We start from the raw sequence: 23675 nt of genomic DNA, 5'->3' as shown, positions 1-23675 counted from the left end.
TCAATTTAGTGCTTCTTTTTATTTCCGTTCTAATAATACAGCCACTCTTTTTAAAACTGTCGGTATTGTAAAGCTACCAAAAATTGCGATTAGGTCACTTGAGTAGTATTTTTTTAGAGAGCCATATACTAAGCTGCTTATCATAAGATCGTACAAAACGAATCGACCAAATTCACGTTTAGTTATGACCATAAAGATGATAGATGTATTTCTTGTTGTAAGAATAAGCCCACCTTCTTCTAGAAAAATTAATCATTCTAATAAGTGAAAATCACTAATTTATTTTTTATCTAACATCCAATAATATTTTTCAATTTCTTCTTTTACTTTTATCATTCCAATTTTCTCTAAAACTCTAATAGAGGCGTGATTATAAATGGAACAAATTGCAGTTATTCTTGTAACATGCTTTTGCTTCATTCCCCACTCACAAAAAGCCCTACCCATTTCAGTTGCATATCCTTTACCTTGATATCTAGGTGCGATACTATAACTTATTTCCATAATTCCAGTTTCATCAGGACCACCTTTAAATCCCATGTCCCCAATAATTACTCGATCTTTTTTATGAATAATTATTCCTTCATATTTTTCCTCAGTTGGATGAGTTTGAAAACGAGAGATTTTATAAGGGAAAAGATTTTTATATACAAGAATTGGCCATCCATTAGCGAATGTATAAAATTGATTTTCAAATTCTAACTCTTTATTTCCACTTAAAACAGAAACCATGGCATCTGCTGTAAAAGTCATTAATAATAAGTTTTTAGTTTCAGTGATTAGCATTAACTGACTCCTGTATACTAAATTTTTTCGATTTTTTGACTACTACTTCCCTTAAAAAATATTCTAGAAATTACTAAACCAATCAAGCCAAGCAGTATAAATAAACCAGCTCTAACCATTAATGTAATATTTGGTAAATCTATTAATACAAGTTTTCCGAGTGTCAGTAATAATAAACCTATCCCAGTATATGTCCAAACTTTAAACTTCTTAATGTTACCAAGTATCATAGCTAAAATCGAAAGCAAGATCCAACTTATATTAATTAATAATCGAATCATATTGTCAGACTGATCTACCGCAATTATTTGAACAATTTGTGTTATAAAAGCAATCAATATAACCGTTATTAATAAAGAACTGCTTAATAAGATAAATTGCTTTTCATCTCCATTTTTATAAGCCAAAATTCCAATCGTAACTAGCGCTACAATTAGCACCAACCAATTCAATGTTTCAAAAGACCAAAATGAATCTATTCCAACTGATAAAATCGATATCCCTACAGGAATAAATGTAAGAGCAGCTATAATTAATTTCGGCAGATCTCGAAATTTTAAATAAAATAAATAAGATGATACTGCTTGAATTATTAATACTGTACATAGTAAGTTTTCTGAAACACTATCCAAACATAGGAATGAAATGGCCAATATAAAATTAGTCGAAAATCCAAAGAAAAAATCCGATTTCTTTTTATAATAAAAAGTCAGGAATAAGTATCCTACACATAAAAAGATTAAAATCATTGTTCTATTCAGATCTTCAAATGCACTAAAGATCCAACCGATTGTTAAAATAAAACTAGTGTGAAGAATTAATACTTGCTTTTTAATAGCAAACTTAGATTTAATCAATTTAGCTAGCAAACTAATATGCTGAACGAGAATACTTAGTGCGAAATATTCAATTCCATTCGTATTAAAATTAACTAAAGCAACTATTAAATAAGATAAATGCAATAATATTGCAGACGAAAGATAGATGAATTTGTATTTCTTAAATGTTGCATAAAACATAAAGCATAAATAAATCACTGTTTCATAGATAGAGAAAAATAAATAGTTTGGCGAATCACTTTTAACTAGGAATGGTACAAAAACGGCTCCTATTATACTTATTAATCCAATTACTTCTGACTTGTATCTATTCATAGAATAAAAACCAATACATACCCAAATAATTAAAAGGACAAATGCAATCGTTGATCCAACCATGAGATATAAATGATGCATAGCAAACGTAGTTAAAAATAATACTGGCAACACGCCACCAATTAATGATTGGCCAAGTGCTGATCTCTTAGCTTTCATTTGACGATTTCCGTACCAGAATAAAGCAATGGCGATAATAAATCCAATTCCTACTTTTGCATACTTGTTTAATACCCCATAATCTGATGCCGCTTTAAATCCCCACATTACTCCAAGTATGAAAATAAATATAAAAAATCTAGGTAACCACTTTTGGAAAATAAGTGCTTCATAGTCAACCTTTTCATTTTCGACTGTTACTTTAACCTGTCTACTAACTGTTATTTGTGGTTTAGGATTATTTACTTTAGTTCGGCTTATTTGTTTAGTCTCGTTTGAAGTTTCCTTCGTAATTAAGAGAAATTCAATTTGTTTCTTCATTGCTCTAACTTCTTCTTCAAGCTTTTCTACCTTTTTTTGAAGATCTTGATTCTGATTATCCAACTGCATCACCTCTTAACATAACTATGTATTTTAATAAGACTAAATAACAAAAAAGACATCCTTCATATAAGTTCGATATTATTGAGTATTATCCTACTAAATTTTTTTTTGAAGTATGTTTTTGCAAATTTCGTCATATTTCCCAGAAAATAAAAACAATCGTTTTTAATTATATCGGTCAAATAAAAAAATCCTCTATTATAAAAATAGAGGATTTTTAAAATTAAAATAGAACTTTTTCTAATTTTTGTTGTTTGACCATTTCTAAGAAGCTCTCGAATGGTTGAGTACCGATATCACCTTCGCCACGTTTACGAATAGCTACAGTTTTATTTTCAACCTCTTGATCACCAACTACTAACATATAAGGTAATTTTTGAAGTTGTGCTTCACGGATTTTATATCCAATTTTTTCGCCACGTAAATCAGCTTCAACACGGATTCCTGCAGCTTTTAATTGATCAGCAAGTTTTTGTGCATATTCATTGTGAACACTTGAAATTGGTAATACTGCAACTTGAACTGGTGCTAACCATAATGGGAATGCTCCAGCAAAATGTTCAGTTAAGATTCCTAAGAAACGGTCAATTGAACCATAAATTGCACGATGGATAACAACTGGACGTTCTTTTTGGTTATCTTCATTAACATAAGTTAAATCAAATTTCTCAGGCATTTGGAAATCTAATTGAATTGTAGCACATTGCCAACTACGTTTTAATGCATCTTGAATATGGAAATCGATTTTTGGACCATAGAATGCGCCATCGCCTGGGTTTAATTTAAAGTCTAAGTTCTCAGATTTTAGAACATTTTCTAACGCCTGTTCTGCTGAGTTCCATAACTCTTCTGAACCCATTGAATCTTCTGGACGAGTTGATAATTCTACTTTGTAAGTGAATCCGAATACGCCGTAAATTTCTTTAATTAAGTTAATTACTTCAATAATTTCGCCTTCAATTTGGTCCGGACGACAGAAGATATGTGCATCATCTTGAGTAAAAGTACGAACACGCATCATACCATTTAAGGCACCAGAGTATTCATGACGGTGAACTTGACCATTTTCACACATACGAACCGGTAGATCACGATATGAATGTAATTTATTTTTATAAACTAACATATGACCTGGGCAGTTCATCGGTTTTAATGCGAATTTTGTTTCATCAACTTCAGTAAAGTACATGTTTTCATGGTAGTGATGCCAGTGACCTGATTGCTCCCATAATCTTTGATTCATAATGAATGGTGTACGAACTTCTTTATAATCTTTTGAAGTTTGTAATCCACGCTCATAATGTTCTAATTCATTACGGATAATAGTACCTTTTGGTAAGAAGAATGGCATACCAGGTGCTTCTTCAGAGAACATGAATAACTCAAGCTCTTTACCTAATTTACGGTGATCACGTTTTTTAGCTTCTTCTAATAAGTATAAATGCTCTTCTAATTCCTTCTTACTTGGGAAAGCAGTACCATAAACACGTTGAAGCATTTTATTATTCGCATCGCCTCTCCAATATGCACCAGCAACAGATAATAATTTAATCGCTTTTACACGGCCAGTTGTAGGAACATGTGGTCCACGGCAAAGGTCTACGAATTCACCTTGAGTATACATTGAAATAACTGCATCTTCTGGTAAATCACGAATTAATTCTAGTTTAAACTCATCTTCTAATTCAGTGAAGAATTTAATTGCCTCTTCACGACTAACCTCTGAACGAGTAATCGGTAAGTTTTCTTTAATAATTTTTTCCATTTCTTTTTCAATTTTCGGTAGGTCTTCTACTTTAATTGAAACTGGAAGATCAATATCATAATAGAATCCGTCTGCAGTTACTGGTCCAACTCCAAATGCAGCTTTTTCGCCTTTATATAGACGTTTTACCGCTTGAGCTAAAATATGTGCTGAACTATGACGCATCATTTCTAAGCCGTCTTGATCGTCTTGAGTAATTATTTGAACTTCGCAATCTTCAGTAATAGGTGTATTTAAATCCACTAACTTTCCATTAATTTTTCCACCAAGCGCTTTTTTCTTTAAGCTAATGGAGATTGAACCCGCGAAATCTTCAACTGTTGTATTTTGTTCCACCTCGCGAATTGATCCATCTGGTAATTTAATTGAAATCATTTAAGTTCACTCCTTTTTCATATTAATTTTGACAATAAAAAAAGAGCACACTCGTAGGGACGAATGTGCTCGTGGTTCCACCCTAATTTAATGTACACATAAATAAGTATACAAAATCTCAACGTTTTAACGGTCTACACCGATAGTAGTTACTTGTAAATAAATTACGTTCCCCACTATAGCTACAAGGTGGTAAGTCATTCAACGTATAGAGAATTCTCGCACCAAATGAATTCCTCTCTTACTATCGTCTTGAACGCTCGTGTCCTTGATCTTTGCTTTTCCTTATTCGTATAAAAGTATTATATAGAATGTCATTGAATTCTTCAAGTACTCTTAAGATAAATTTAATTGTTTGATCATTCTATTCAATCTTCAATCAGTATGTGACAATTTTACTTGTTTTAAACATTAACTACTGTATTCATTGTTTCATTTAATAATTTTTCTTTCCATTCACTTTTCCATTGTTCACTTCGTCCTGTATGACGATTTATATTTACTAATGAATTTCGTCCAGTAAAGCAAATTTCATTTTGAGGATTAATTCCCATATAGTGTAAATCAATCGATGAATTTCCTACTTTAGCAATTTTTACGTACACATCAAGTATTTCATTAAAAAATACTTGTCTTAGGTAATCACATTGTAAATCAGCGACAACTGGAATAAATTCACTATGATTTGCCGTCCATTCTTGCATAAGTCCTAAATATTTTAAATACTCAATACGTGCCTCTTCAAAATAAACGAATGGAACTGTATTATTCATATGTCCAAACATATCGGTTTCACTAAATCGAACTTTAATTGTAATCTTAAATGAAAACTCAGATTGCCATTCCTGTAAATTAGATACATAATTCATTTTCCCCATCGAATTTGCCCCCTTACTTTCTTTATTATATCATTAATTCCATTAAAGAATGAGTATTCATTCAGTTTTCAAGGAGGCAGGATGAAGGAAAAATAATGGATTATAAAATAGTAAAAGGTACCATTTAGAGAAATGTCTAATATCTTCTCTACTAGCCTTTTCTATCTTCTGCTCTCCCTTTCTTTACCCTAACCTAGTAGATTCAATAATTTTGATGAATATAATTTCCATGTTTGAATGTGATTCTTTTGAAATGATTGTTTCGCATCCAAGCATCAACACGTTTTTCAAAAAGCTCTCCCCCATAAATTGGGTACCTTTCTGATATAGGATTTTTTTCATTATATATTTTATTTTTAAAATCATTTGTCCTGATTAAGTAACATTGATCTGAAAATCCATAACCAATATAAAAATTTTCATCTTCATCTATTGATTCTTGTTTTGCCTCAAAAATATTTCCATTCCATACTGGATTTGCTACTTTGATTCTTTCATCTACTTGAAGTTTTAATAGTGATAAATCAATCCAATTAAAAGGCTTTTCTAAAATAGAATCGCTTGAAAAATGAAGTAAATACTCTGTGTTGCAAAGATAAATACTAACAAGCTCCGAGATAGAATAGTAATAACCGCCTTTGAAACTCTCCTTAGTAACATCAAAATAATTAAGGGCTTCTTTTGAAAAATCATCAACTATTACATATGAGGATAAAACATTTCTTGCGATAAGATTGTCTGCATGACGACTGACTTCCCTTACATCTTGTACGTTATTAATATATAAAATTTTTTCTTTAAATTGAAATTGATTATATTCAATCATTTTTTCTAAACGATCTGTCTTTAAGAGAATTTCCCAATCTTTTTCATAGCATTTCGTTTCAAATGTCACTTCAGACTGTTGCATTCCAATCAACCTCCGTTCGAAAGCAGTGAGTGGGGTAAGACACTTCACTTTGCTGCCTTTACTATTGATATGATTTGAAATGCGAGTTTATTAGAAGATATTTATTTTAATGCAAATAGAAAAAGCATGTCCTAAGGAATATGCTTTTCACGCTGTTGAAATATAGTCTTGTCAAATAATAACCAAATTTTTGTAAAAGGAGTAGAGTGTGGTTGATTTCCATTACAGGATGCTCGCTTTCCATGGGGCGAGACCTGAGCCTCCTCGTTCCTGCGGGGTCTCAGCCTTCCCGCATTTCCCATAGGAGTCGAGCACCCCTCCATTCCAATCAACTTATTCATCAAAAAAAGTGGTGCGATAAAAGCTATCTTAATACCTTTACTTAGCGTAAAATAACAGTTTATTAATCAGGTTGTAAGTCAATTAAAATCTGAACATCAACATACAAACTAATTAATTAAAAATTATTTATCTAAATTTCCACTTAAAATTTTTACCTTCTGAAAAAATATTTACTATAATTTGTTTATTTAAATTGTTGAAACACATTAATTAAAATCATTAATAAATCGTCAAAATATGAATTTTAACATCAATAAAGTTCCACTTAATTTGTTCTCTCTAATACCTTTGTCAAATTGAAAAATGGTGCACTCACATGTTTCCATGTAGCTAAAGTAAAAGTGCTTTCCAATAGTTAATACATGTCACTTATTTTTATATACCATGTCATTTAGTATTAAAAAAAGCATGTCCCTAAGGAACATGCTTTTATAATTATTAAATTTCGTCGCTTCCAAAGAAGTCTTTGAAAGATTGGATTGTAGTTGCGCGGTTTAATGCTGCAATTGAAGTTGTTAAAGGAATACCTTTTGGACAAGATTGTACACAGTTTTGTGAGTTACCACAGTTTGATAGTCCACCGTCTCCCATAATTGCATGTAGACGTTCTTCCTTATTCATTTCTCCAGTTGGATGAGCATTAAATAAACGCACTTGTGAAAGTGGTGCTGGGCCAATAAAGTTAGATTTACTATTAACGTTTGGACAAGCTTCTAAACATACACCACAAGTCATACATTTTGATAATTCATAAGCCCATTGACGTTTTCTTTCAGGCATTCTTGGTCCAGGACCTAGGTCATGCGTTCCATCAATTGGAATCCATGCTTTAACGCGTTTTAAAGAATCGAACATACGACTACGATCAACTTGTAAGTCACGTACTACAGGGAATGTGCTCATTGGCTCAAGACGGATTGGTTGTTCCAATTTGTCGATAAGCGCTGAACATGATTGTCTTGGTTTACCATTGATAACCATAGAACATGCTCCACAAACTTCCTCAAGACAGTTCATATCCCAAGAAATTGCAGTCGTTTCTTTTCCATTTGAATTAACTGGATTTTTACGAATTTCCATTAACGCCGAGATTACGTTCATATTCGGACGATAAGGGACAGTAAATGTTTCTTCATATGGCGCAGTATTTGGTGAATCTTGACGTTTAACGATTACAGTAATTGTCTTTTCAGCAGTCATTGTTCCATTATGCATTTGCTTTGTCCTCCTTCTTCTTAGAATAATCACGTTTTCTAGGTTGAATTAATGATGTATCAACATCTACGTAATGGAATAATGGTGAATTTGATTTCTCATCAAATTTAGCCATTGTAGTTTTTAAGAATTCCTCGTCATTACGTTCTGGGAATTCAGGTTTATAGTGAGCTCCACGGCTTTCATTACGGTTATATGCACCTAATGTGATCACACGTGATAAGTGAAGCATGTTTTCAAGTTGACGAGTAAATGAAGCACCTTGGTTACTCCATTTAGCTGTATCATTAATATTAATGTTTTGATAGCGCTCATAAAGCTCTTGAATTTTTTCATCAGTTTTTAATAAGCGATCATTAAATCGAACTACAGTAACGTTGTCTGTCATCCACTCTCCAAGCTCTTTATGAAGAAGGTATGCATTTTCTTTACCGTCCATTTTATAAATACGATTCATTTTTTCTTTTTCTTCATTTGCATTTGATTCAAATACAGAACTTGAAACATCATCTGAAGATTTAGCTAAACCATTTACGTATCTTACAGCATTTGGTCCAGCAACCATTCCACCATAAATAGCAGAAAGTAATGAGTTAGCTCCTAAACGGTTAGCTCCGTGCATTGAGTAATCACACTCACCAGCAGCAAATAAACCAGGAATTGTAGTCATTTGGTCATAGTCAACCCATAATCCACCCATTGAGTAGTGAACTGCTGGGAATATCTTCATTGGAACTTTTTTCGGATCATCACCTGTGAATTTTTCATAGATCTCGATGATTCCACCAAGTTTTACATCAAGTTCATGTGGATCTTTGTGTGAAAGATCTAAATAAACCATGTTTTCACCATTGATACCAAGCTTATGGTCAACACATACAGAGAAAATCTCACGTGTAGCAATATCCCTTGGTACAAGGTTTCCATATGCAGGATATTTCTCTTCTAAGAAATACCATGGTTTACCATCTTTATACGTCCAAACTCGTCCACCTTCACCACGAGCACTTTCACTCATTAAACGGTTTTTATCATCTCCAGGAATTGCAGTTGGATGGATTTGAATAAATTCACCATTTGAATAAACTGCACCTTGACGATATACAGCTGCAGCAGCTGAACCAGTGTTGATAATTGAGTTTGTAGTTTTACCAAAGATAATACCAGGGCCACCAGATGCCATAATTACAGCATCCGCAGGGAAGCTTACGATTTCCATTGATGTTAGGTTTTGTCCAACAATACCACGACATACTCCTTCATCATCAACAACAACTCTTAAAAATTCCCAGCCTTCATACTTTTGAACAAGACCTTCAGATTCGTAACGACGAACTTGCTCATCTAATGCGTATAATAATTGTTGACCAGTCGTAGCACCAGCAAATGCTGTACGGTGATGTTGCGTTCCACCGAAACGACGGAAGTCTAATAATCCTTCAGGCGTACGGTTGAACATTACACCCATACGGTCCATCATATGAATGATGCCAGGTGCTGCTTCTGCCATTGCCTTTACTGGTGGTTGGTTTGCTAAGAAATCTCCACCATAAATTGTATCATCAAAGTGCTCCCAAGGAGAGTCACCTTCACCTTTTGTATTTACCGCACCATTAATTCCACCTTGAGCACATACTGAATGTGATCGTTTTACGGGAACTAATGAAAATAAGTCTACTTTTGTGCCAGCTTCAGCAGCTTTAATTGTTGCCATAAGACCAGCTAATCCGCCACCGACGATAATTATTTTCCCACTCATGACTCTCTCTCCTTACAAATTCGCTAGTTGTGGATCAATGAATGCAAAGATAGCAGTTAATCCAACGAATGATAATACAACGAAAATACCTAATGTAACATATGTTGAAATACGTTGTGATCTAGGTGTTACAGTAATTCCCCAAGATACGAAGAAAGACCATAATCCATTAGCAAAGTGGAATATTGTTGAAATAACACCTACTATATAGAAAACTAACATAAATTTTGAATGAAAAATATCAGCCATCATATTATAATCAACCGTTGCTCCTAGTTGAGCAGCGATACGTGTTTGCCATACGTGCCAAGTAATAAAAATTAAAGTAATTACACCAGAAATACGTTGGAATAAATATAACCAGTTACGTAAGTATCCATAATTTTTAACATTGCTAGTTCCTGTGAACGCAATGTATAGTCCGTAAATTGCATGGTATAAAATTGGTAAGAAAATGACAAAAACTTCTAAAAAATAGCGAAATGGTAAGTTCGCCATAAATTCAGCAGCCTTGTTGAACGATGATGCTCCATTTGTCGCAAAATGATTGACAACTAAGTGCTGTGTTAAAAAGATTCCAACCGGAATAACTCCTAGCAATGAATGAAGTTTTCTAAAGAAAAACTCCCTTCCATTCTTGTTGCTCATGTAAACCCCTGCCCCCTTTAGTTTGTGCACATGAAAATTTAACTCTTCTATTATTCTAAAAAAATAGAATAAATAAGTAAGACGCATAAAAAGTCGAAATTTTTATGACATTTATCTACAACCCATTTTACTCCTGATAATATAGCAGGTCAAGAAAACGCGTACATTTTTCTTTACTGAAAAAACTTCTCATTTAAATTGGTAATCCTTGTAATCTACAAGTGTCGAATTATTGTTTTTACTATTAAATATTGTATATAATAAAAACATGTTTTTTAGGAAAGGGAGAGTTATCCGACCATGACGAACGGCATTGAAGATTTAAATATTCCGGGAAATATTTCTGGTTTTGGCTATGAGCTAATACGTAACGACTTATTGAATGATTTATTAGGAAAAGAGCAAAATGATATTTTATATTGGGCGGGTAAAATGATTGCCAGAAAATATCCTTTAGCAACCTTTGAAGAAATTATAGAATTTTTTGATCAGGCTGGTTGGGGTACTCTTACTGTAGAAGAAGAAAAGAAGCAAGAAGTTCATTTAACTCTATCTTCTGAATTAATTACATACAGAAATCAACAAAAAAAGAACGTATCCTACCAATTAGAAGCTGGATTTCTAGCGATGCAAATTCAACAGCAAATCGATGTTATAGCTGAAACGTATGAAGAGCAAAGCAAAAGAGGCGACAAAGTAAAGTTCCAAGTAAAATGGGATTTAAAGGATCCTATTACAAGGAGATAAAATGAAAATCACCACAAGGTTTAAGTCCCTTGTGGTGTTTTCATTTGAATGATTTTTTCTTGAAATATTGAATTATAAGTTCAAATACAGGTACAACTAGTTTATAAATTGAGTATTTATAAATAAATGATCAAGTTCAATTTTTACTTTAATTTAAGAATAGTTCAGTTAAGGACATGATATTATCTTTCATTTCCTACCCCTTCTCTTTCTTTTCATTACTTTGATCCTGCCTTCTAATTACCTCAAAATTCTTGTTTCTTTTAACTCCTTTAATAATAGAATTTAACAAGAATAAACATATACAAACAAAAAACAAAATGGCGAGTATTAATAGAACGAACTGTAGCACAATTTCTCCATATCCGTAGGCAATTAAACTATGCCTCATTATTAATACCTCCTTCTTTTAATTACCATTTAGCCGTTCGCCTTACTTATTTTAAATTTACAGAATCTTTATATAATTTATTCGCTTAACGAATAAAAAACCCTTTTAAGCTCCATCTCAATACTATACGGCTCAGTAACTCTGAACGTGATGAATATTGATAAAATCAATATTTCAAAGCCTATATATAAGAATTTGTACGCCTAAAAGGGTTTATTAAAATATTTAGTTTTCTACTACTACTTCTTCATTAATACGATCTAATTCATATCCTTTATGAAGAGCATGAACTGCTTCTTGTAATTTTGATTTTGGTACCACTGTTGATACTTTAATTTCAGAAGTACTTACCATTTTTACAGGAATTTCACTTTCAGCTAAAAATTTAAACATTTTTGCAGCAACTCCTGGATTCGAAACCATTCCACTACCTACAATTGAAACTTTAGCAAGTTCACTTTCAAAATCAAATGAACGGTATCCTAAAAATTCTTTCTTCGATTCTAGAAGCGTTATTGCTTCCATCATATTTTCAGATTTGATCGAGAATGAAAGATTTACTAAGTTATCTGATGTTACACTTTGGATAATAATATCAACATCAATACCTTCACTTGCTAGTAAAGTAAAAATTTTAGGTAATAAATCAACATGGTTATTTAAACCATTTAAAGTCATCCTTGTTACATTAGATTCGAATGCGATTCCTCTTACGACTGATTGTTGTTCCATTTGTGTTTCCTCCCCAATAAATGTACCGATTTCATCATGTTGACTTGAACGAACTTGAATAATTAAATTATAATTTTTTGCGAATTCTACTGCTCTTGGATGTAAAACTGCTGCTCCTAAAGCTGCAAGCTCTAACATTTCATCATAAGAGACATGGCTTAATTTAGATGCACTTGGTTCAACTCTTGGATCCGTAGTATAAACCCCTAATACGTCCGTATAAATATCACAACGTTCTGCATTTAAGCTCGCAGCCAATGCTACTGCTGTTGTATCTGAACCTCCACGACCTAATGTCGTAATTTCATTGTTGTCACTTAAACCTTGGAAACCAGCAACAATTACGATATATCCTTCATCAAGTAATTGTTGAATTCTTTCTGTATGAATTGTATCTATACGCGCATTACCATGGACAGGTTCAGTTTGAATTCCAGCTTGCCAACCTGTTAGTGAAATTGCTTTAAAACCTTTTGCTTGGATTGCCATTGCTAGTAAAGAAATCGAAACTTGTTCCCCTGTAGTAAGTAACATATCTAATTCACGTTTACTGTTTTGTGGACTAATTTGAGCTGCTAAACTAACTAGTTCGTCTGTATGATGTCCCATCGCAGATACAACTGTAACTACTTGGTTTCCTTCTTTATATGATTTGGTTACTGTTTCAGCAACATGCTGAATTCGTTCAATTGAGCCTACTGAAGTACCACCGAATTTCTGAACAATAATTCCCATTTTTCTCATCCTCACCTGTTTACTTAAAAAAGAATACAAAAAAGCGCGTGAAGCAATGTTCACGCGCCTAATTTACAAAATAAAATAGACAAATCATCAACATCTCTTCAATAGCTCCCCGCATAATTATTATGCGACAGTACTACATTTCTTAAATGCAGTCCCAACAAAATGAATTGTGGATTCATTTTATTTCGGCAAAACTTCCTTTCAACTGTCCATCACAACGCCACACGTCTATGACAGCATACTCTTAAGTTTTGCACCTCTATTACGAGAGAAAATCATTTAATTTTAACTAAAATATAAATTATTTTGAAAATAGTGTCAAGATAAAATTTTTGGTAACTCTGTCACTCTTTATGGAAATGCTGATAAATCTCTTCTGCCACATTTTTGGGCATTTTAGCTGCCATTAATTCATCGACTGAAGCTTCTTTTATTTTTTTGACTGATCCAAAATGTTTAAGCAATGCTTTCTTTCTTGTACCACCAACACCAGCTATGCCATCTAAAGCAGATTGAACCATTGATTTACTATGGAGTTGACGATAGAATTCAATCGCAAATCTGTGTACTTCGTCTTGAATTCTTTGTAATAAAAAGAATTCTTGGCTTTGTCTACCAAGTTGGACAATTTGAGGTGGTTGTCCTATTAATAACTCTGAAGTACGGTGCTTCTCATCTTTAACAAGTCCAGCTGTTGGGATGAATAAACCTAATTCATTTTGAAGTACATCTTCAACAGCAGCTAGATGTCCTTTCCCACCATCCACAATTATCAAGTTCGGTAAAGGTAAATTCTCTTTTAATGCTCTTGAATATCTTCTACGTACTACCTCACGCATTGAATCATAATCGTCGGGTCCTACAACAGTTTTGATTTTATATTTGCGGTAATCTTTTTTTGAAGGTTTACCGTCTATAAAGACAACCATAGCTGAAACAGGATTTGTTCCTTGAATATTTGAATTATCAAATGCTTCAATTCGATACGGAGTTTCAATATTTAAAATATCCCCTAGTTTTTCGATTGCTTTAACTGTTCTTTCTTCATCTCGCTCGATTAATTTAAATTTCTCTCCGAGTCCAATTTTGGCATTTTTATTTGCTAATACAACAAGTTCCTTTTTTTGGCCTCTTTTTGGTTGGAATACAGGGATTTTTAATAAATCTTTTAAAATTTCTGTATCAACTTTATCTGGTACAAAAATTTCTTTTGGTTTTATATTATGTGGTTTTTCATAAAATTGCCCAATAAATGATAGGAACTCTTCCTCTGGTTCATCGTAAATTGGAAAATATGATACATCTCGCTCAATTAATTTTCCTCTTCGAACAAAAAATACTTGAACACACATCCATCCCTTGTCAACCGCATATCCAAATACATCTCGATCTACTAAATCACTACTCATCATTTTCTGCTTTTCCATAGTGGCTTCAATTGATACAATTTGGTCTCGATACTCTTTCGCGCGCTCGAAATCTAATTGTTCAGATGCCGCAAGCATTTTTGCCTCTAACTCTTTTCGTATTTGGTCTTCCCCTCCGTTTAGAAAACGGACAATTTCAGTAACTATCTCTTGATTTTGATCATCAGTTACTTCTTTTACGCAAGGCGCAAGACATTGACCAATATGATAATATAAACAAACTTTATCTGGTATTGAAGTACATTTTCGTAATGGATATAAACGATCTAATAATTTTTTTGTTTCATTAGCGGCAGTAGCATTTGGGAATGGGCCAAAATATTTTCCTTTATCTTTTTTTACATTTCGCGTAATCAATAAGCGAGGATGTTTTTCAGCAGTTATTTTAATAAAGGGGTATGATTTATCATCCTTCAACATGATGTTATATTTCGGATCATATTTCTTAATTAAATTCATCTCAAGAATTAATGCTTCCATATTTGAAGAAGTAACAATATATTCAAAATCAGTTATCTCTTGAACTAATCGGTAGGTTTTACCATCATGGGACCCCGTGAAATAAGATCTAACCCTATTTTTTAATACTTTAGCTTTTCCTACGTAAATGATCGTCCCTTGAATATCTTTCATTAAATAGCAACCAGGCTGATCTGGTAGAAGCGCTAATTTTTCTTTTAAGTGATTGTCCATTTCCTCTCACCTCTTTCGTGCAATTGTACACTAATATTATAATCCCCACATTCAAAAACTGAAAATACTTTAATGATATTAAGTAAAAATTAAGCTTTCTATTGTAACTTTAATTTCATCAAAAGAAGAAAAGGAGCAATGTCAAAATGAAAAAAGTAAGATTAGTTCATTTTTGGATTGGTGTGATTGTTTCAGTTTTCCTACTAATCGAATCTACTACAGGTATTATCTTGTATTTCAATAAAGGTGGCGAAGAAAAAGGAAGATTTTCAATGCAAGGTCAGTTTCCATCAGGTGGACAATTTAACGGAAACCAACAATCTCAAAATAGCGATCAAAACACAACCCAACAAAATGAACAAAGTGGGGACAATACTCAAACCCCATTTCAAAATTTTGGAAAAAGACCTGAGCAGTCTGCATTTTCAGTGAAAAGCTTACATACCGGCATAATTGGTCTAATAAGTGGTATCGGTCTTTTTATCCTTAATGGAACAGGATTAGCTTTATCTTGGATCTTGTGGAGTAATAAACGAAAAATGAGAAAAAGAAAAGAAAAAGTATCCATGGCTATTTAAAAAATAAAGAGGGTGTTCCTAAAAAGGTAAACTTTTTATATGAAACCTCTCTTTTTTTTTCGCACATCCTCACACTACACAAAACAAAAACCATCCAAATAATTCTGGATGGTTTTCACTTTTATTGTAGCTTGAGAAATTAAGAAGTCGCAGTTTCTACTTCTACTTGTTCTTGCTCATTACCTTCTTTATCTCCGGCTTTTTTATTTGTTAATTTAATTGGTGTTAGGAAAAATGTTACGACTGCACCAATTATAATGAATCCTAAACCAACAAAGAATACTTGGTGTAATGAATCCATTAAAGATGTTTTAATGATCGGTAACATACCGTCTAAAATTGGCTTTGGAATTAGCTTCTTAGCATCAGCATTAAATAACATTGTAAATACAGATTGAGGAGTTGTATTAATCATGTCTTTAAATTTGTCTACTAATGGTGCAGCTTGAGCTGGTAATTTATTTAAAAATGGAACTAAATCATGGTTTAGAAGTGTTCCTGATTTACTATTCATTACAGCACCTAAAACAGTTGCCCCAAAAGTACCACCGATTGAACGGAAGAATTGGCTAGAAGATGTTACAATCCCTAATTCCTTCTTATCGAATACTTCTTGAAGAGCTAGTGTAATTGTCGGCATTACTAAACCAATACCTAGACCCATAACTCCCATAAAGATTGTTGCAATTGTTTTACTTGAATTCATATCTAAAGTTGTTAATAAGTATAAACCTAATGCAATTACGAACATTCCCGTAATAATTTGTGGTTTAATACCGACTTTAAATACAACCTGACCACCAATAATACTTGCAATAATCATTGTGACCATCATTGGAGTCATAATTGTCCCCGATTGTGTTGCACTTACTCCAACAATACCTTGCATGAAGAATGGTACGAACATAATTGCACCAAACATCGCTATTGTCATAAAGAAACCAATTAAGTTTAATGTTACGAAAGTTCTATTTTTGAATAAATGCATTGGTAGAATTGGCTCTTTAGCTTTATTTTCAACAATAACGAAGCTAATGATTCCAACTACTGCTAATACAAATAAACCAATGATTTGCCAAGAATTCCAATCATATTTAACTCCACCTAAACTTAGAGCAAGGAGTAAGCTTACAACACCGACAATCATAGTCACCATACCAGCGATATCGAAATTGATTGGTCCTGTATTTTTTCTTCCTTTTAAACCTAATGCAATAAAAATTGTTGCGATAATACCTACTGGAAGGTTAATGTAGAATACCCATTTCCAGTTTAATGAGTCAACAATCCACCCACCGATTTGTGGACCGATTACTGAAGCTAAACCGTAAATACCACCGAAAACCCCTTGGAATTTCGCACGTTCTTTACCTGTAAATAAATCCCCAATTACTATCATCGCCATCGGCATCATTACACCGCCACCGATACCTTGAATACCACGGTAAATAATTAATTCAGTCATGTTATGGGCAATACCACATAATGCTGATGCTGCCATAAATATAACTAAACCAGCTATATAAACACTTCTACGACCTAATAAGTCTGCTAATTTACCTGCGATTGGCACTACAGTAGTTGAAGTTAATAAGTATGCTGTTGTAAGCCAAGTCATCATACTTAAACCACCAAGGTCCCCAACGATTTTAGGCATTGCAGTACCAACGATCGTGCCATCTAATGCCGAGAAAAACATTGCAATAATTAGACCAATTAGCAATAGTTTACGATTGCTATCTTTTTGTACAACTGTATTTGTATTTGTAGTCAAAATATATTTCTCCCTTCTCTACCATATCTTTTTTCTTTTTATAATTACTAATACCAAAAAGTATCTTGTAAAAATTTCTATAAATCTGCTGCAGCATTTGCAAGCTTTTCAGTAATCTTTGCAAATTGTAATAACTCTTCGTCAGAAAGGTTAAACAAGAAACTTTCAAAAATTTCTTTTCGATCTTTTATCACTGATTCTAATTTTTTTATACCTTCCTCAGTTAACATAATATTTACAACTCTTCGGTCCTTTTTATCATGTTCTCTATATACAAAGTCATTATGTTCAAGTCGATCAATCATAAATGATACCGCACTTGGTTTTACACCCATCATCTCTGCTATTTCAGATATTTTACAGCTTTCTTTTTTTCGTAAGTACATCAAAACAAAAAATTGAGTGGCCGTTACACCATGACTATTCATACTTTCTGTCACTTTTGGTTGCATTTTATGAATAGCACTTTGAAGTGCGATTTGAATCCGTTCAATGTACTCATTTTTGTTTCCCAAGAAAGTTAACCTCCTTTAACAATTAATCAAAATAAATATTTAATGTATGTTAAATATTAATGCTTATTAAATATAAAACGTGACAGAAAAATAGTCAATCTAATTTACATTAGAAATTTTTAACACTACTCTAATTGAGAAAATTGCTAATTATAATGAAAACATTTACATTGGCTTAAGGAATAGGTTTTTAAATAGATTGTTTCAGCCAAGACTTTTTTAGTTAAAAATGCAAAAAAAAGAAATGCACTCATATTATGAGTGCATTTCTTACAAATTATAATTAACCAATATGTGGAGTAATTAATTCTTCTAAAGCTTCTTTAGGTTTGAAACCTAAAGTTTTTTCAACTACTTCTCCGTCTTTAAGAACGAATAATGATGGAATGCTCATAACTTCAAATTTAGCTGCTGTTTCTTGGTTTTCATCAACATCAACTTTAACAATTTTAACTTTTTCTCCATATTCAGAAGCTAATTCTTCTAATACAGGAGCAATCATTTTACAAGGACCACACCAAGTTGCCCAAAAATCAACTAATACTACACCTTCTTTTGTTTCTTCTGCGAACGTTGCGTTTGTTGCATTAACAATTGCCATTTATTTTTCCTCCTACCTGCGCAAGCTACATAAGTAAAATATGTAGATTGACATAATTTGTTATAATTTTAAAGAAAGTATACCATATGAGAATTAGCATTTTCTATTTATTTGCTCAAACTTACTATTTCCAAACAAATAGTTGATATACCAATGAAAGGACTAAAAAAGTGATAACATTTGAAAGAATTACAACTGACTTAATAGAAGTAATTGAAGAAATTACAAATTCGAATCAAAATTACAATTTAATGGAGAATGGTCGTTTAACGCGAACAAAAGAAGAACTAATGAAGGAATATTATTCTTCTTCACACCAAACAGAAACTTATTTTATTAAATTAGATGATACTTATATAGGATTAATTGATTTTTTAGCACTAAATCCTAAAGATGGTTTTCCTTGGCTAGGTCTTTTAATGATCCATAATGATTACCATGGATTTGGATTTGGAACAAACGCATTTATTTTATTTGAAGAGATACTTATAAAAAGAAATATTCATCGGTTAAGATTAGGCGTGTTAATTACTAACCAACAAGCAAAATCTTTTTGGAAAACTCACGGATTTAAATATGTTGAAAATAAAACGAATGCAGATGGAATTGAAGTAGAAGTTTATGAAAAAGTTTTTTCATCAGATTTTCATATTTAAATGTTAAATTAGTGATTGTTGCTCCATGAAAACATCAAGTTCATGAGTAATGACACATCCACCGCTTTTGTCACAATTTTGTAAAATTTCAGCCGATTATTGTATTTTTTTTATGTTAATATATTATTGAATATAATAATAATATTCAAAAAATTTATCACGAATGGAGTGGCAGTTATGAGAAAACCTTTACGTAAATCGTTTAATCAATTAGTTAATGAGAATAAACAATCTTTATTACGAAACAAAGAAGAAATTGAAAAAATTGAAAGAAAAATTGAAAAACGCCACGATTTATTATCCGAAAAAAATAAACTAGGCAAAGCTATATCATAAATTTTTAGTAATCCTTAAGAGGGATTACTTTTTTTGTTTTGTTCTAAAAGGATTTGTTCCTTTCCCTTGAATCTCCTATTAGTTCATGTTCAACGTCCCCCATACATCCGAACACCTAAGGTAAAAACAAAAACTCCTTCTTTCTTATATATATGCTCTAATATTTCTTCACTAAAGTTTATAAAAACGAAATTAAATTTGACTATAATCTTCTCATATAGATATAAGTAGCAATAATTACTGAACCAACTAAAATAGGCGAACTCTTACAATAATATAGACGTACTATATAGTACATTGGTCTAGAAATTGGAGGTAAAAGTATGCATCATCCTTTTTGGAATTCACATCCGCATCATCCCCATCTTCCTATGAGAAACGGTATTCAAGGTCATGTGCAAACTGATCATCAATCAATTATGCAAATGTTCATGAATCTTGAAAATCAAATTACGAACCTTGTAAAAGCAATCGAAGCAAATAATGAATTACTTAGACAACTTGAACAAAAGCAAAATCAAGTTGTAACAAGTGGCGGTGGATCAGTCATTGTTAGGATGTAATGACAATGGCTTGTAAACGAATAGAAGAACTATAAAGGAGGTGTATCAAAAGTTAAAGTACTTTTGAACCCTCTTTTTTATATGACGACCACTTGAAAAAACATAAAAAACCCACAAGATACTAACCTTGTGGGCATCATTTATAACTTCTATATTAAGAGTTAACTAATACAGCTTTAAATTCTTCTGTTAATAAAGGTAATACTTCGAATAAGTCACCAACGATTCCATAGTCAGCTACTTTGAAGATATTAGCTTCTGGATCTTTGTTAATTGCAACGATTACTTTAGAGTTTGACATACCAGCTAAATGTTGAATAGCTCCTGAAATACCACATGCAATATATAAATCAGGCGTTACAACTTTACCAGTTTGACCAATTTGTAAAGAGTAGTCACAATAGTTAGCATCACACGCACCACGAGATGCACCTACAGCAGCACCTAATACTGTAGCTAATTCTTTTAATGGATTAAAGCCTTCTTCACTCTTAACTCCACGGCCACCAGCAACGACCACTTTCGCTTCTGAAAGGTCTACACCTTCACTCGCTTTACGCACAACATCTTTTACGATTGAACGTAAGTCTTTAATTTCAACTGAAACAGTTGCCACATCACCAGTGCGAGTAGCATCTTTTTCTAATGCTGAAATGTTATTTGGACGGATTGTCGCAAAAATAAATGGATCAACCATAACTTTTTTCTCGAATGCTTTACCTGAGTAAATCGGACGAGTGAAAACGATATTACCACCAGCTACTTCGATTGCTGTAACATCTGAAATAAGACCACTTTGCATACGAGCAGCAAGTTTCGGAGATAAATCCTTACCTAAAGCTGTATGACCGAATACTAGACCTTCTGGTTTTTCTTGGTCAATAACTGCTAAAAGTGCTTGAGAATATCCATCAGAAGTATATGATGCTAATTTTTCATCTTCAACAACGATTGCACGGTCTGCACCGTATTGAATCATTTCAGTAGCTAATGCACTAACTGATTTACCTACTAAAACAGCAACTACTTCTCCGCCCTCAGCAACTGTTTTAGCCGTACTTACTGCCTCAAATGAAACATTTCGTAGTGATCCTTCACGAACTTCGCCTAATACTAATACTTTACGTGACATGTTATTTCCCTCCAAAATTTTCTATTACGATATTAATCTATTATTTAAGTTCTAATATTCAATAAAATTAGATTACTTTTGCTTCAGAACGTAGTAGAGAAACTAATTCTTTTACTTGATCTTTTAATTCACCAGCTAAAACTTTGCCTGCTTCTTTCTTCGCAGGTAGGTAAATTTCAATTGTTTTCGTTTTTGCTTGAACTTCATCTTCTTCTAAATCTAGATCATCTAATTCTAATTCATCTAAAGGCTTTTTCTTAGCTTTCATAATACCAGGTAAAGATGGATATCTTGGTTCATTTAAGCCTTGTTGTGCAGTGATTAATAATGGTAAAGATGTTTCGATGATTTCTGTGTCACCCTCTACATCACGTTCGATTGTAGCTGTCGTACCATTAATATCAATTTTAGTAATTGTTGTCACGTAAGGAATATTTAATAATTCAGCAACGCGTGGACCTACTTGACCAGTACCACCATCAATTGCAACATTACCTGCTAAAATAATTGAAGGATCTTTATCTTCTAAGTATTTAGCAATCAGTCTAGAAGTTGTATATTGGTCAGCATTTGTAACGTCATCTTCAACGTTAATTAATACTGCTTTATCAGCACCCATAGCTAATGCTGTACGAAGTTCTTTTTCACTATCTTCGTTACCAATTGTTATGACAGTTACTTCGCCACCATGAGCGTCACGAATTTGAATCGCTTCTTCAACTGCATACTCATCGTATGGATTTATAATAAATTCAGCGCCATCCTCTTGGATTACACCATTTGAAATTGTAATTTTTTCTTCAGTGTCAAATGTTCTTTTTAATAGTACATAAATGTTCATTGTTATACCCTCCCAGGAAATGTAACTACATCTATTTTTTTAAAATATTAAACTACTTATTTATTAAACACTGGTTTTCTTTTTTCTAAAAATGCCGAAATACCCTCTTTTGCATTTTCAGTTGTAAAAATTTCTCCAAATAATTTAGACTCTTCTTCCACCGCTTCATGATATGAAGTAGTTCTAGTAGATGATAGTAGTTGTAGAATATATTGAATTGATTGCATACTTTTATTAGCAATTTTAGCTGCTAAAGCATTTGCTTCATCTAATAAAGTTTCTTCTGGCACTACAATTGTAGCTAATCCAATTTTACCAGCTTCAACACCAGAAATTGGTTCAGAAGTCGCAAGCATAACTAACGCCTTATCTTTACCTACATAACGTGGTAATCGTTGTGTTCCAGCAAAACCAGGAATAATTCCTAAGTTTAATTCAGGTAAACCAAGTTTTGCGTTTTCTGCAACAACTCGAATATGACAGCTCATCGCAAATTCTAGTCCGCCACCTAATGCAGCTCCGTGGATTGCTGCGATAATCGGTTTAGAATAATTTTCAACACGATCAAATACTAGTTGACCTCTTCTTGCAACAGCTGCTGCATCTTCAGCATTTTTGAAAGAAGTAAATTCTTTAATATCTGCACCTGCAGAGAAAAATCTACCTTCTCCATGAACAACTAAAACGCTTACATCATTGTTACTTTCTAATTCATCTAAACGCTTAACTAAATCAGCAAATACAACCGAAGACATTGCATTTGCTGGTGGATTTTGAATTGTTAATAATGCTATACCATCGGATATTTTACATTGAATTAAACTCACAACTATTCCTCCCTATTTTTCAAAATGTACTAGGACGTTAATTTTGGTACCCGCATCCTCTTATTAATAGTTGGTGAACTTTATCGGCTTTTGACTCTAAATCTTGTTTTTGACCTGTCATTACCCAATGGGTCATCACTTCATCAATCGTGCCGAAGATCATTTGTCTAGCTGTACGAATATCCAATTGTTTGTCGAACAAACCACTATTGATCCCTTCATTTAAAATTGAATCAATGATATGTAGATACTCTTTCAGTACCTCATTTATTCTTAATCTAAGGTCAATATTTGTTTGTCTTACTTCCAATTGCATAACGATTGCTAAATGCGAATCTTTAGACATTTCATAAAAGTGAGTTTTTACCAACATTAATAATTTCGATATCGCGTCCGGTTTACCTTCAATTTTTTCACGAATTTTTTCAGTAAAATTTCCCATCTTCTCTTCAAACAGTGAAATTAAGATGGATTCTTTATTTTTAAAATACAAATAGATTGTCCCGTCAGCTACACCAGCCTGTTTTGCAATCTTAGAAACCTGCGCCTGATGGTAACCATTTTCAGCAATTACGACAACTGCAGCATCAATTATTTGTTTATATTTTGGTTTATCTCTTTTCATTGTTATTTACCCCTTCTTACAGTGAATGAATAATCATTCATATTCTCATAATACAAATTTATCAGAAAATTGTCAATTGTCCCGTAATATTTTTATGTATAAAGTTTCTTTATAAAAA

Annotated in this window: 22 protein-coding genes and 1 riboswitch; of the genes, 5 read left to right on the top strand and 17 right to left on the bottom strand. The window is 32.7% G+C overall.

The window, feature by feature from the left end; translation table 11 throughout:
- Nucleotides 1-279: 279 nt before the first annotated feature.
- The 8 genes from ACFWM3_RS01670 to ACFWM3_RS01635 all read right to left on the bottom strand — a co-directional run bounded on the left by ACFWM3_RS01670 (nt 280) and on the right by ACFWM3_RS01635 (nt 10375).
- On the bottom strand, nt 280-786 hold the full coding sequence (locus tag ACFWM3_RS01670) for a GNAT family N-acetyltransferase (RefSeq protein WP_390309855.1): 507 nt from the start codon (nt 784-786) through the stop codon (nt 280-282).
- Between the two features lie 17 nt (nt 787-803).
- The gene (locus ACFWM3_RS01665) at nt 804-2483 is read right to left on the bottom strand and encodes a DUF2339 domain-containing protein (RefSeq protein WP_390309854.1); all 1680 of its coding nucleotides are present in this window, start codon (nt 2481-2483) and stop codon (nt 804-806) included.
- A 223-nt stretch (nt 2484-2706) separates the two neighbouring features.
- Nucleotides 2707-4623, bottom strand: a complete 1917-nt coding sequence (gene thrS / locus ACFWM3_RS01660; RefSeq protein ID WP_056472431.1) for a threonine--tRNA ligase — start codon at nt 4621-4623, stop codon at nt 2707-2709.
- A gap of 404 nt (nt 4624-5027) precedes the next feature.
- Entirely contained in the window at nt 5028-5501 is a 474-nt protein-coding gene (locus ACFWM3_RS01655; RefSeq protein ID WP_056472426.1) for an acyl-CoA thioesterase, read from the bottom strand.
- A 202-nt stretch (nt 5502-5703) separates the two neighbouring features.
- A complete protein-coding gene (locus tag ACFWM3_RS01650; protein ID WP_390309853.1) occupies nt 5704-6411 on the bottom strand; it encodes a hypothetical protein in 708 nt (235 codons plus the stop codon).
- Nucleotides 6412-7191: 780 nt separating this feature from the next.
- Nucleotides 7192-7953: a succinate dehydrogenase iron-sulfur subunit gene (sdhB, locus tag ACFWM3_RS01645; RefSeq protein ID WP_056473098.1), complete on the bottom strand. Its 762-nt coding sequence runs from the start codon at nt 7951-7953 to the stop codon at nt 7192-7194.
- A 7-nt stretch (nt 7954-7960) separates the two neighbouring features.
- Nucleotides 7961-9727 (bottom strand): succinate dehydrogenase flavoprotein subunit, encoded by a 1767-nt coding sequence (sdhA, locus tag ACFWM3_RS01640; RefSeq protein WP_390309852.1) that lies wholly within the window; start codon nt 9725-9727, stop codon nt 7961-7963.
- Between the two features lie 12 nt (nt 9728-9739).
- Nucleotides 9740-10375, bottom strand: coding sequence for a succinate dehydrogenase cytochrome b558 subunit (locus tag ACFWM3_RS01635; RefSeq protein ID WP_056472418.1), 636 nt, complete (start codon nt 10373-10375; stop codon nt 9740-9742).
- Between the two features lie 300 nt (nt 10376-10675).
- On the opposite strand from ACFWM3_RS01635, the gene ACFWM3_RS01630 reads away from it, so the two are divergent.
- Nucleotides 10676-11122, top strand: coding sequence for a YslB family protein (locus ACFWM3_RS01630; RefSeq protein ID WP_056472416.1), 447 nt, complete (start codon nt 10676-10678; stop codon nt 11120-11122).
- Nucleotides 11123-11738: 616 nt separating this feature from the next.
- Here the strand turns inward: ACFWM3_RS01630 and ACFWM3_RS01625 are convergent.
- Nucleotides 11739-12980: an aspartate kinase gene (locus ACFWM3_RS01625; protein WP_056472410.1), complete on the bottom strand. Its 1242-nt coding sequence runs from the start codon at nt 12978-12980 to the stop codon at nt 11739-11741.
- A 103-nt stretch (nt 12981-13083) separates the two neighbouring features.
- Nucleotides 13084-13259: riboswitch (Lysine riboswitch) on the bottom strand.
- Between the two features lie 74 nt (nt 13260-13333).
- Nucleotides 13334-15109, bottom strand: coding sequence for an excinuclease ABC subunit UvrC (gene uvrC, locus ACFWM3_RS01620; protein WP_056472406.1), 1776 nt, complete (start codon nt 15107-15109; stop codon nt 13334-13336).
- A 146-nt stretch (nt 15110-15255) separates the two neighbouring features.
- On the opposite strand from uvrC, the gene ACFWM3_RS01615 reads away from it, so the two are divergent.
- The gene (locus ACFWM3_RS01615; protein WP_390309850.1) at nt 15256-15687 is read left to right on the top strand and encodes a hypothetical protein; all 432 of its coding nucleotides are present in this window, start codon (nt 15256-15258) and stop codon (nt 15685-15687) included.
- Nucleotides 15688-15826: 139 nt separating this feature from the next.
- Here the strand turns inward: ACFWM3_RS01615 and ACFWM3_RS01610 are convergent, their stop codons facing one another.
- From ACFWM3_RS01610 to trxA, 3 genes are all read right to left on the bottom strand, one after another.
- Complete coding sequence (locus ACFWM3_RS01610) at nt 15827-17461, bottom strand: MDR family MFS transporter (RefSeq protein WP_286131710.1); 1635 nt, start codon at nt 17459-17461, stop codon at nt 15827-15829.
- Nucleotides 17462-17538: 77 nt separating this feature from the next.
- Entirely contained in the window at nt 17539-17976 is a 438-nt protein-coding gene (locus ACFWM3_RS01605) for a MarR family winged helix-turn-helix transcriptional regulator (RefSeq protein WP_056472394.1), read from the bottom strand.
- Between the two features lie 283 nt (nt 17977-18259).
- A complete protein-coding gene (gene trxA / locus ACFWM3_RS01600) occupies nt 18260-18577 on the bottom strand; it encodes a thioredoxin (protein ID WP_056472391.1) in 318 nt (105 codons plus the stop codon).
- 170 nt (nt 18578-18747) lie between these two features.
- Here trxA and ACFWM3_RS01595 point away from each other — a divergent pair, with 170 nt between their 5' ends.
- The 3 genes from ACFWM3_RS01595 (at nt 18748) to ACFWM3_RS01585 (ending at nt 20132) form a co-directional block, all read left to right on the top strand.
- Nucleotides 18748-19233, top strand: a complete 486-nt coding sequence (locus ACFWM3_RS01595) for a GNAT family N-acetyltransferase (protein ID WP_056472388.1) — start codon at nt 18748-18750, stop codon at nt 19231-19233.
- 177 nt (nt 19234-19410) lie between these two features.
- Nucleotides 19411-19569, top strand: a complete 159-nt coding sequence (locus ACFWM3_RS01590) for an FbpB family small basic protein (protein ID WP_082459507.1) — start codon at nt 19411-19413, stop codon at nt 19567-19569.
- Between the two features lie 323 nt (nt 19570-19892).
- A complete protein-coding gene (locus ACFWM3_RS01585; RefSeq protein ID WP_056472385.1) occupies nt 19893-20132 on the top strand; it encodes a hypothetical protein in 240 nt (79 codons plus the stop codon).
- Between the two features lie 154 nt (nt 20133-20286).
- Here ACFWM3_RS01585 and ACFWM3_RS01580 read toward each other — a convergent pair whose 3' ends face one another.
- The 4 genes from ACFWM3_RS01580 to ACFWM3_RS01565 all read right to left on the bottom strand — a co-directional run bounded on the left by ACFWM3_RS01580 (nt 20287) and on the right by ACFWM3_RS01565 (nt 23557).
- A complete protein-coding gene (locus tag ACFWM3_RS01580; protein WP_056472382.1) occupies nt 20287-21264 on the bottom strand; it encodes an electron transfer flavoprotein subunit alpha/FixB family protein in 978 nt (325 codons plus the stop codon).
- Between the two features lie 67 nt (nt 21265-21331).
- Complete coding sequence (locus ACFWM3_RS01575; RefSeq protein WP_056472378.1) at nt 21332-22105, bottom strand: electron transfer flavoprotein subunit beta/FixA family protein; 774 nt, start codon at nt 22103-22105, stop codon at nt 21332-21334.
- Nucleotides 22106-22161: 56 nt separating this feature from the next.
- Entirely contained in the window at nt 22162-22932 is a 771-nt protein-coding gene (locus tag ACFWM3_RS01570) for an enoyl-CoA hydratase (protein WP_390309846.1), read from the bottom strand.
- 37 nt (nt 22933-22969) lie between these two features.
- Nucleotides 22970-23557, bottom strand: coding sequence for a fatty acid metabolism transcriptional regulator FadR (locus tag ACFWM3_RS01565; RefSeq protein ID WP_056472373.1), 588 nt, complete (start codon nt 23555-23557; stop codon nt 22970-22972).
- Between the last annotated feature and the right edge of the window lie 118 nt (nt 23558-23675).

This window comes from Gottfriedia sp. NPDC058432, from assembly GCF_042721555.1.
Lineage (GTDB): Bacteria > Bacillota > Bacilli > Bacillales > Bacillaceae_G > Gottfriedia.
The sequence above is the reverse complement of the archived record's forward strand: the minus strand, read 5'-3'. Positions and strand labels throughout refer to the sequence as shown.

Bases quoted from the DNA above. Each gene is read 5' to 3' on its own strand.
- ACFWM3_RS01575 (WP_056472378.1), bottom strand. From the start codon at position 22,105: ATGAACATTTATGTACTATTAAAAAGAACATTTGACACTGAAGAAAAA.
- uvrC (WP_056472406.1), bottom strand. From the start codon at position 15,109: ATGGACAATCACTTAAAAGAAAAATTAGCGCTTCTACCAGATCAGCCT.
- ACFWM3_RS01630 (WP_056472416.1), top strand. From the start codon at position 10,676: ATGACGAACGGCATTGAAGATTTAAATATTCCGGGAAATATTTCTGGT.
- ACFWM3_RS01615 (WP_390309850.1), top strand. From the start codon at position 15,256: ATGAAAAAAGTAAGATTAGTTCATTTTTGGATTGGTGTGATTGTTTCA.
- trxA (WP_056472391.1), bottom strand. From the start codon at position 18,577: ATGGCAATTGTTAATGCAACAAACGCAACGTTCGCAGAAGAAACAAAA.
- ACFWM3_RS01650 (WP_390309853.1), bottom strand. From the start codon at position 6,411: ATGCAACAGTCTGAAGTGACATTTGAAACGAAATGCTATGAAAAAGAT.
- ACFWM3_RS01590 (WP_082459507.1), top strand. From the start codon at position 19,411: ATGAGAAAACCTTTACGTAAATCGTTTAATCAATTAGTTAATGAGAAT.
- ACFWM3_RS01625 (WP_056472410.1), bottom strand. From the start codon at position 12,980: ATGGGAATTATTGTTCAGAAATTCGGTGGTACTTCAGTAGGCTCAATT.
- ACFWM3_RS01635 (WP_056472418.1), bottom strand. From the start codon at position 10,375: ATGAGCAACAAGAATGGAAGGGAGTTTTTCTTTAGAAAACTTCATTCA.
- ACFWM3_RS01580 (WP_056472382.1), bottom strand. From the start codon at position 21,264: ATGTCACGTAAAGTATTAGTATTAGGCGAAGTTCGTGAAGGATCACTA.
- ACFWM3_RS01585 (WP_056472385.1), top strand. From the start codon at position 19,893: ATGCATCATCCTTTTTGGAATTCACATCCGCATCATCCCCATCTTCCT.
- ACFWM3_RS01670 (WP_390309855.1), bottom strand. From the start codon at position 786: ATGCTAATCACTGAAACTAAAAACTTATTATTAATGACTTTTACAGCA.
- thrS (WP_056472431.1), bottom strand. From the start codon at position 4,623: ATGATTTCAATTAAATTACCAGATGGATCAATTCGCGAGGTGGAACAA.
- sdhA (WP_390309852.1), bottom strand. From the start codon at position 9,727: ATGAGTGGGAAAATAATTATCGTCGGTGGCGGATTAGCTGGTCTTATG.
- ACFWM3_RS01565 (WP_056472373.1), bottom strand. From the start codon at position 23,557: ATGAAAAGAGATAAACCAAAATATAAACAAATAATTGATGCTGCAGTT.
- sdhB (WP_056473098.1), bottom strand. From the start codon at position 7,953: ATGACTGCTGAAAAGACAATTACTGTAATCGTTAAACGTCAAGATTCA.
- ACFWM3_RS01655 (WP_056472426.1), bottom strand. From the start codon at position 5,501: ATGGGGAAAATGAATTATGTATCTAATTTACAGGAATGGCAATCTGAG.